Source organism: Arthrobacter sp. UYEF3 (assembly GCF_040546245.1).
In the GTDB taxonomy this organism is placed as follows: Bacteria; Actinomycetota; Actinomycetes; order Actinomycetales; family Micrococcaceae; genus Arthrobacter.
Genome location: NZ_JBEPNK010000067.1, coordinates 1 through 1171, shown reverse-complemented (window position 1 = coordinate 1171; position 1171 = coordinate 1). Strand labels below are relative to the sequence as shown.

1 rRNA gene is annotated in these 1171 nt (G+C 54.8%); it reads left to right on the top strand.

Features of this window, described 5'->3' with window-relative positions:
* Positions 1-184: 184 nt before the first annotated feature.
* Positions 185-1171: ribosomal RNA gene (locus ABIB14_RS18700) — 16S ribosomal RNA — on the top strand; the annotation flags it as partial.

The window sequence follows — 1171 nt, the reverse complement described above, 5'->3', positions numbered from 1 at the left end:
TGTGTCTGTTGTTTGAGAACTCAATAGTGTGCCAAGTTTGTTGATACCAATTTATTGTATTGAATTGGTTGATTGTGCCGGACTGTGCCACCCCGTGGTGTGGTTTGGTGTTTTTGGCTGGTTTCGAATTTTGTGCAGCCGGGTGTCCGCGTTTTCCCGTGGTTCCTGGTTGTGTCTGTGTTTTTCAACGGAGAGTTTGATCCTGGCTCAGGATGAACGCTGGCGGCGTGCTTAACACATGCAAGTCGAACGATGAACCTCACTTGTGGGGGGATTAGTGGCGAACGGGTGAGTAACACGTGAGTAACCTGCCCTTAACTCTGGGATAAGCCTGGGAAACTGGGTCTAATACCGGATATGACTCCTCATCGCATGGTGGGGGGTGGAAAGCTTTATTGTGGTTTTGGATGGACTCGCGGCCTATCAGCTTGTTGGTGAGGTAATGGCTCACCAAGGCGACGACGGGTAGCCGGCCTGAGAGGGTGACCGGCCACACTGGGACTGAGACACGGCCCAGACTCCTACGGGAGGCAGCAGTGGGGAATATTGCACAATGGGCGGAAGCCTGATGCAGCGACGCCGCGTGAGGGATGACGGCCTTCGGGTTGTAAACCTCTTTCAGTAGGGAAGAAGCGTAAGTGACGGTACCTGCAGAAGAAGCGCCGGCTAACTACGTGCCAGCAGCCGCGGTAATACGTAGGGCGCAAGCGTTATCCGGAATTATTGGGCGTAAAGAGCTCGTAGGCGGTTTGTCGCGTCTGCCGTGAAAGTCCGGGGCTCAACTCCGGATCTGCGGTGGGTACGGGCAGACTAGAGTGATGTAGGGGAGACTGGAATTCCTGGTGTAGCGGTGAAATGCGCAGATATCAGGAGGAACACCGATGGCGAAGGCAGGTCTCTGGGCATTAACTGACGCTGAGGAGCGAAAGCATGGGGAGCGAACAGGATTAGATACCCTGGTAGTCCATGCCGTAAACGTTGGGCACTAGGTGTGGGGGACATTCCACGTTTTCCGCGCCGTAGCTAACGCATTAAGTGCCCCGCCTGGGGAGTACGGCCGCAAGGCTAAAACTCAAAGGAATTGACGGGGGCCCGCACAAGCGGCGGAGCATGCGGATTAATTCGATGCAACGCGAAGAACCTTACCAAGGCTTGACATGGACTGGAAACA